Here is a 7,058-nt window from a genome sequence, read left to right as displayed (position 1 = left end):
GCCATCGGCCGCGTGCCCAAGTGGCTGCGCAAGCGCTTCAACATCCGGGTCATCCAGTTCGACGTCGAGGCCGAAGCCCCGATCCGCGGCGCCAACGGGTTCTGCATCGAATGCGGCCCCGGCCAGATCGGCGAATGCATCGGCCAGATCGCCCAGGGCGCGCGCACCGAATACGCCGGCTATGTCGACAAGGCCGCCTCGGAAAAGAAGGTCCTGCGCGACGTCTTTGAACGGGGCGACGCGTGGTTCGCGACCGGCGACCTGATGCGCACCGACGCGGACGGCTATCTCTATTTCGTCGACCGCATCGGCGACACCTTCCGCTGGAAGGGGGAGAACGTCTCGACGAACGAGGTCGCCGAACGGCTGCAGGCCGCCCCGGGGGTGCAGGAAGCCAATGTCTACGGCGTCGAGGTCCCCGGCTCCGACGGTCGCGCCGGGATGGTCGCCCTCGTCACCGGGCCGGAGTTCGATATCAAGACCCTGGGCGAGCATGTGGCCCGCGAGCTGCCGCCCTATGCCCAGCCGCTGTTCGTCCGCCTGCTGCCGCAGATGGAGACCACCGGCACCTTCAAGCTGCGCAAGACCGAACTGGTCGCCGATGGCTACGACCCGGCGCGGGTCAAGGGCGCCCTGTTCTTCCACGACGGCAAGCGCGGCTACGTGCGCATCACCAAGACGAACCACGAGCGCGTCGTCCAGGCCGCGGCCCGGACGTAGCGGCTCCTCAGCCCGCGTCGCGCAGCGGCAGCGTCACCTGGCAGCGGAGGCCGCCGGGCGCGAAATCGAGCACCGCTTCGCCGCGCATCTCGCCCTTCAGGCTGCGTTCGATGAGCCGCGAGCCAAAGCCGCGGCGCGTCGGGACGCGGACGGGCGGCCCGTCACGCTCGACCCACGACAGGGCCAGGGCGCGGTCCCTTATCCGCCATTCCACCTCGACGCAGCCGCCGGCGTTCGACAGCGCCCCGTACTTGACCGCGTTGGTCGCCAACTCGTGGAACAGCAGGCCCAAAGCCAGCGCTTCGGCCGGGGCCAGTGCGACATCCGGTCCCTTCAGAGCGTAGCGGCTGGGGTCGTACGGGCGGAATTCGACGCTGACCACGTCGCGCAGGCTCGCGCTGCGCCAGCTTGTCGCCGTCAGCAGATCGTGCGTGGCCGACAGGGCCATCAGCCGGGCTTCGAACATCTTGCGGAACTCGACCGGGTCAGGGCTGGACTTCAGCGTCTGGGCGGCGATGGCCTGGACCGTCGCCAGGGTGTTCTTCACCCGGTGGTTCAGCTCGTCGAGCAGCAGCTTCTGCTGCTGTTCGGCCCGGACCCGGTCGGTGACGTCGCTGCCTTCGACGAACACGCCCCAGGCCTCGCCGGTCGGGCCCAGGATCGGCTGGTAGATGAAGTCGACGAACCGCTCCTCGAGCGGCGCGTCAGGGGCGCGTTGCAGGAACACGCTGATCGCCTGGCCGATGAACGGCTCGCGCTTGTCGACCACCTCGCGGAGCAGCGCCGTGAAACCCTGCTCGCTCACTTCCGGCAGGGCCTCGTCGATGGGCTTGCCGATCACCTGCCGGTGGCCGATCAGCTGCAGGTAGGCGGTGTTGGCGAGGGCGAAGGTCAGGTCGGGCCCCTGGAGCACGGCCATGAATCCCGGCGCTTGCATGAAGAGGTCGCGCAGGCCCTGCGTCTCCTCCTGCAGGGCGCGGTTGATCTCCGCCATCTCCTGGGTGCGCTGGAGCAGGTCCTTCTCGCCCGGCTGGATCGGCTGGCCTGCCGGGCCGTAGGCGATCTCCTTCAGGCGCTGGAGTTCGGTTACGTCGACGGTGTTTTGGATGATGAACCGGGTCCGGCCGTCGGGTCCCAGCAGCGGCACGTGGGCCGCCGACCAGTAGCGCATCTCGAACCCGCCGCCGCGGCTGGCCGGCCGCTCGATGGGATAGGGTATCAACGGAATGGTGTCCGGCTTGCCGGTCGCCAGCACCTTGTCGAACGAAGCCCGCAGGCGTCGGCCGCTCTCGCCGGGATCGGGAAACAGATCGAACAACGGCTTGCCGATCAGCTCCTCGCGGCTGCGCTCGAGCGTCGTGCAATAGGCCTCGTTGACCTCGATGAAGCGCAGGTCCCGATCGAGGATCATGTACGGACTGGGCAGGCTCAGGAACGCCGCTGCGAAATCCGGGACATGCCGATCGCCGGCCTGATGCCGCCCGACCTCGGCGTTCTCGGACGACGGGGCCGCCTCGCGCATACTCACCTCTTGGGCGCGGGCGTTCCGGACCGCGGTACTCGTGATGAGCCGTCACATAGCGCGTTCCGGGCGCAACGTCGCGCTCCCATGCCGGCCGAACCGGCCTATATGAGGGGCATGCTCGTCGACCCGGCCCTCAAGGGCGCCGCCCTGATCAAGGATGAGGTGAAGCGCCTGCCTGACCGGCCGGGGGTCTACCGCATGATCGGCGAGGACGGCGAGGTGCTCTACGTCGGCAAGGCGCGCAGTCTGAAGAAGCGCGTCGTGCAGTACGCGCAAGGTCGCTTCCACACCCAGCGCATCGCCCACATGGTCGACCTGACGCGGGCGATGGAGTTCGTCTCGACCAAGACCGAGACCGACGCCCTGCTGCTCGAGATCAACCTGATCAAGCAGCTGAAGCCCCGCTTCAACGTCCTGCTGCGCGACGACAAATCATTCCCCGAGATCGTCATCCGCCGGGAACATCCGGCGGCCCAGCTGCGCAAGCACCGTGGCGCCCACACGATCAAGGGCGACTACTTCGGCCCCTTCGCCAGCGCCTGGGCGGTCAACCGCACGCTGAACACCCTCCAGAAGGCCTTCCTCCTGCGTTCGTGCTCGGACAGCGTCTACGACACCCGCACGCGGCCCTGCATGCTGCATCAGATCCGTCGCTGCGCCGCGCCCTGCACCGGCCTCATCAGCCTCGAGGACTACAGCGGCTTGGTCGACCAGGCGCAGGCGTTCCTGCGCGGCAAGAGCCGGGCGGTGATGTCGACCTTGGCCGAGCAGATGCAGGCCGCTTCCGACGACCTCGAGTTCGAGCGCGCCGCGCGCCTGCGCGACCGTATCCGCGCCCTGGCCTCGATCGCCCAGGAGCAGCAGATCAACCCCGAGACCGTCGACGAAGCCGACGTCTTCGCCCTGCACGCCGAGGGCGGGCAGGCCTGCGTGCAGGTTTTCTTCTTCCGCGCCGGTCAGAACTGGGGCAACCGCGCCTACTTCCCGCGCGTCGACAGGTCCGACGAGGACGCCGACGTGATGAGCGCCTTCCTCGGACAGTTCTACGACGACAAGCCGATCCCCCGCGTGATCCTGACCAACATCGACCCCAGCGAGGCCGACCTGCTGGCGGAGGCCTTCTGCCAGAAGTCTGGCCGCAAGGTGGAAATCGGCCGGCCGCAGCGCGGCGAGAAGCGCAAGCTGGTCGAGCACGCCTTGACCAACGCCCGCGAAGCCCTCGGCCGCAAGATGGCCGAGAGCTCGGCGCAGTCGAAGCTGCTGGCCGGTGTCTGTGAGGCCTTCGGCCTCGACGGCCCGCCCGAGCGGATCGAGGTCTACGACAACAGCCACATCATGGGGACCAACGCCGTCGGCGGGATGATCGTCGCCGGGCCCGAGGGCTTCCAGAAAAGCCAGTACCGGAAGTTCAACATCCGCTCGACGGAGATCACCCCCGGGGACGACTTCGGGATGATGCGCGAGGTCCTGCGCCGCCGCTTCTCGCGCCTGGTCAAGGAAGAGGAAGAGGGCGCCGAGGCCCCGCGGCCCGACCTGGTGCTGATCGACGGCGGCGCTGGCCAACTCTCAGCGGCGGTCGAGATCATGGCCGATCTCGGCGTCGACGACATTCCGGTGGTCGGGGTGGCCAAGGGCCTGGACCGCGACGCCGGCATGGAGCGGTTCTTCGTGCCGGGCAAGGAGCCGTTCCGCTTCGAGCCCAAGGACCCGGTCCTCTACTACCTTCAGCGCCTGCGCGACGAGGCCCACCGCTTCGCCATCGGCAGCCACCGCACCCGCCGGTCGATGGACATCAAGAAGAACCCGCTCGACGAGATCGACGGCGTGGGCCCCGGCCGCAAGCGCGCGCTGTTGCACGCCTTCGGCTCGGCCCGGGGCGTCAGCCGCGCCTCGGTCGAGGACCTCGCCAAGGTCGAGGGCGTCAGCCTGCCGCTGGCCCAGCGCATCTACGCCTTCTTCCACAAGGTCTGACCGCGACCGAACAAGCTCAGCCTTGGGTGGAACTGACGCCCGTCACCTGAGCTATAGTTCCGAACGCCCCGCCGGGCCGGAGATTCGCATGAAGGCCCTGCCGAACATCCTGACGTCCCTGCGCCTGGTCCTGGCGCTGTTCATGTTCCTGGCCCTGGCCGCCGCGGCCGGCGGCGTGCCCTACCTGTCGGAGCGCCTCGATCCGATGGCGCAGTTCGCCCTGCAGCGCTGGGCGGTCTACGCCTTCGTGGTGGCGGCGGTGACCGACTTCTTCGACGGCTGGCTCGCCCGCAAGCTGAACGCCACCAGCGTCTGGGGCGCGATCCTCGATCCGATCGGCGACAAGGTGCTGGTCTGCGGCGCGATCCTCGGGCTGCTGAGCCTCGGCCCCCAGCCGATGGTCGTGCTGCCGGCCGGCCTGATCCTGTTCCGCGAGTTCACGGTCAGCGCCCTGCGCGAGGTCGGCGCCGGCAAGGGCGTCAGCCTGCCGGTCACCCTGCTCGCCAAGTGGAAGACGACGCTTCAGCTTACGTCGCTGGCGCTGGAACTGATCGTCGCGGCCTGGGGCGCCTTCAGCCTGCCGGAGGACGCGGGCTTCCGCGGCAATTTCGCCACCGCCGCCCACATCCTCTTCTGGATCGCCGCCGTCGTCACCCTGATCACCGGCGCCCAGTACTGGGAGCGGACGCGCAAGGCGCTGGCCTGAGGCGGGCTATCCCGCCGCCTTGGGCGCGTTGCGGGCCTGCTCGTCCCGCCAGCCCTTCTCCTGGTCGATGACCTCCTGGTCGACGACGCCGAGGCCCTCGAAGTCCTCGGGCTCCTGGTAGGGGCGCAACTCCACCTCGCCGGCCTCGAACGGCACGCGCCGGGCCCAGGACAGCGCCTCGTCCATGTCCTTGCACTCGATCACCCAGAAGCCGGCGATCAGTTCCTTGGTTTCGGCGAACGGCCCGTCTGTGACGACCGGATTTCCCCGCCCCTCGAACCGGATCCGCTTGCCCTTCGAGCTTGGCTTCAGCCCAGCGCCGTCCAGCATCACGCCGGCGGCGATCATCTCATTGTTGAACTCGGCCATCTCGGCGAACAGCCGCGCCGAATCCGGCGGGAACTCGCCCCGTTCCGATTCCGCCGTCGCCTTCACGATCATCAGATAGCGCATCGTCGTCGTCTCCCTGGTCCGACCCATCGAACACCAGGATGACGATCGGGCGAAGGCATTCCCGACAATCAGGACATCGGGTTGGGCGGCGGCGCCGGCTCGGGCAGGGGGATGAACTCGGCATTGTCGGCGTCAGGCAGCTTGATGCGGCCGGCGCGCCAGTCGGCCTTGGCCTGCTCGATCCGCTCCTTCGACGAGGAGACGAAGTTCCACTCGATGAACCGCGGCCCGACCGGCTCGCCGCCGAGGAGCATGACGAGCGCCCCCGTCACCGCCGTGACCACCACCGGCTGGCCGGGCGTGAAGACCAGCATCTGCCCCTCGTGGAACTGCCCGCCGTCCACCTCGACCACGCCCTGCGCCACATAGGCCGCCCGCTCCGGGTACTCGGCCGGCAGCTGCGCCCGCGCGCCGGCCGCCAGGGTCCAGTGGACGTAGAACAGCGGCGAATGCACCTGCACGGGCGAGGCGGCGCCGAACGCCTTGCCGGCGATCAGCCGCGCCGAGACGCCGCCGTCCTCATAGGCCGGCAGTTCCTCCGCTCCGTGATGGACGAAGCCCGGATCGGTCTCCTCGTCCTCGGTCGGCAGGGCGATCCAGCACTGGATGCCGTTCATCCGTCCGCCGTTGGCGCGCAGGTGCTCGAACCGCTCCGAGTGGGTGATGCCCCGCCCGGCGATCATCCAGTTCACTTCGCCCGGCCAGATGTCCTGGTGCGCGCCAACGCTGTCGCGGTGCGTGATCCCGCCCTCGAACAGATACGACAGGGTGGACAGCCCGATGTGCGGATGCGGCCGCACGTCGACCTCGCGGCCGAACCCCGGCTGGAATTCCGCTGGCCCCATGTGGTCGAAGAAGATGAACGGCCCGACCATCCGCCGGCCGGCGTGGGGCAGCACCCGGCCCACCTCGAACCCGCCGAGATCCTTGCGCCGCTGGTCGATGACGAGATCGATCATGCCGGGTGCTCCTTAGTCCTTGGAACTCACATAGGGGCTGACCAGGCCGAGCGGCGCCGCCGTGGTGTGTTTGACCGAGCGGATGACGATCCGGCTCTCGATGTTGGAAACGAGGCCCAGCGACAGCAGCCGGTCGCGCAGGAAGTCGTCGAACGCGTGCATGTCCCGGGTGACAACCCGCAATTCGTAGTCCGCCGCCCCGGTGACGGTGGCGCAGCTCACCACTTCCGGCATCCGGGCGATGGCGGCGTCGAAGGCCTCGAGGTTGTCCTTGGTCGGCAGGCTGAGCTTGACCGTGCAATAGACCTCGAAGTTCAGGCCCAGGCGCTCGCGGTCGAGGATCGTCACCCTGCGCTGGATGATGCCGGCGTCCTCCAGCCGCTTGATGCGCCGCCAGCAAGGACTGGACGACAGCCCGACGCGGTCGGCGATCTCGGCCACCGACAGGCCGGCGTCGTGCTGGATCAGGTCCAGGATCTTGGCGTCGACCGCATCGAGGGCGTCGGACAATTTTTCCTCCGTCGCGCCCCATATCGGGGCGTTCTTCATGCCGGGAACCGAAGACGAGGGCACGCTTTTGGCAAGCAATTGCCGCCCACTTATAGGATCTTGCGAGTGGGTTTGGGAGGCCCGGAAGGAAAGAAATTGCGATGGTCCGCAGCGAAGCGACCCTCGACGACAAATTTCTTCTCGACGAAGGCCGGGTGTTCATCACCGGCGTTCA

The 7,058-nt window shown here is 68.3% G+C and carries 6 protein-coding genes and 1 pseudogene; 3 read left to right on the top strand and 4 right to left on the bottom strand.

What is annotated here, in order from left to right; all coding sequences use genetic code 11:
• Window positions 1-720 (top strand): annotated as a pseudogene (locus ACILRF_RS13360) (long-chain-acyl-CoA synthetase); the annotation flags it as partial.
• A gap of 7 nt (window positions 721-727) precedes the next feature.
• Here the strand turns inward: ACILRF_RS13360 and ACILRF_RS13355 are convergent.
• Window positions 728-2,242, bottom strand: a complete 1,515-nt coding sequence (locus ACILRF_RS13355) for a sensor histidine kinase (RefSeq protein ID WP_395673679.1) — start codon at window positions 2,240-2,242, stop codon at window positions 728-730.
• Between the two features lie 108 nt (window positions 2,243-2,350).
• Between ACILRF_RS13355 and uvrC the strand changes: the two genes are divergently transcribed.
• A complete protein-coding gene (gene uvrC, locus ACILRF_RS13350; RefSeq protein ID WP_395673677.1) occupies window positions 2,351-4,216 on the top strand; it encodes an excinuclease ABC subunit UvrC in 1,866 nt (621 codons plus the stop codon).
• A gap of 88 nt (window positions 4,217-4,304) precedes the next feature.
• The gene (gene pgsA, locus ACILRF_RS13345) at window positions 4,305-4,922 is read left to right on the top strand and encodes a CDP-diacylglycerol--glycerol-3-phosphate 3-phosphatidyltransferase (RefSeq protein WP_395673675.1); all 618 of its coding nucleotides are present in this window, start codon (window positions 4,305-4,307) and stop codon (window positions 4,920-4,922) included.
• A 6-nt stretch (window positions 4,923-4,928) separates the two neighbouring features.
• Here pgsA and ACILRF_RS13340 read toward each other — a convergent pair whose 3' ends face one another.
• From ACILRF_RS13340 to ACILRF_RS13330, 3 genes are all read right to left on the bottom strand, one after another.
• The gene (locus ACILRF_RS13340) at window positions 4,929-5,375 is read right to left on the bottom strand and encodes a YciI family protein (protein WP_395673673.1); all 447 of its coding nucleotides are present in this window, start codon (window positions 5,373-5,375) and stop codon (window positions 4,929-4,931) included.
• Between the two features lie 68 nt (window positions 5,376-5,443).
• On the bottom strand, window positions 5,444-6,334 hold the full coding sequence (locus ACILRF_RS13335) for a pirin family protein (RefSeq protein ID WP_395673671.1): 891 nt from the start codon (window positions 6,332-6,334) through the stop codon (window positions 5,444-5,446).
• 12 nt (window positions 6,335-6,346) lie between these two features.
• On the bottom strand, window positions 6,347-6,844 hold the full coding sequence (locus ACILRF_RS13330) for an Lrp/AsnC family transcriptional regulator (RefSeq protein WP_395673669.1): 498 nt from the start codon (window positions 6,842-6,844) through the stop codon (window positions 6,347-6,349).
• Between the last annotated feature and the right edge of the window lie 214 nt (window positions 6,845-7,058).

This window comes from Phenylobacterium sp., from assembly GCF_044236515.1.
Taxonomy (GTDB): domain Bacteria; phylum Pseudomonadota; class Alphaproteobacteria; order Caulobacterales; family Caulobacteraceae; genus Phenylobacterium.
This window is presented reverse-complemented; position numbering and strand designations above follow the sequence as displayed.

Excerpts from the sequence above, each read along its gene's own strand:
- ACILRF_RS13355 (WP_395673679.1), bottom strand. The coding sequence starts at position 2,242 with ATGCGCGAGGCGGCCCCGTCGTCCGAGAACGCCGAGGTCGGGCGGCAT.
- ACILRF_RS13340 (WP_395673673.1), bottom strand. The coding sequence starts at position 5,375 with ATGCGCTATCTGATGATCGTGAAGGCGACGGCGGAATCGGAACGGGGC.
- pgsA (WP_395673675.1), top strand. The coding sequence starts at position 4,305 with ATGAAGGCCCTGCCGAACATCCTGACGTCCCTGCGCCTGGTCCTGGCG.
- ACILRF_RS13335 (WP_395673671.1), bottom strand. The coding sequence starts at position 6,334 with ATGATCGATCTCGTCATCGACCAGCGGCGCAAGGATCTCGGCGGGTTC.
- uvrC (WP_395673677.1), top strand. The coding sequence starts at position 2,351 with ATGAGGGGCATGCTCGTCGACCCGGCCCTCAAGGGCGCCGCCCTGATC.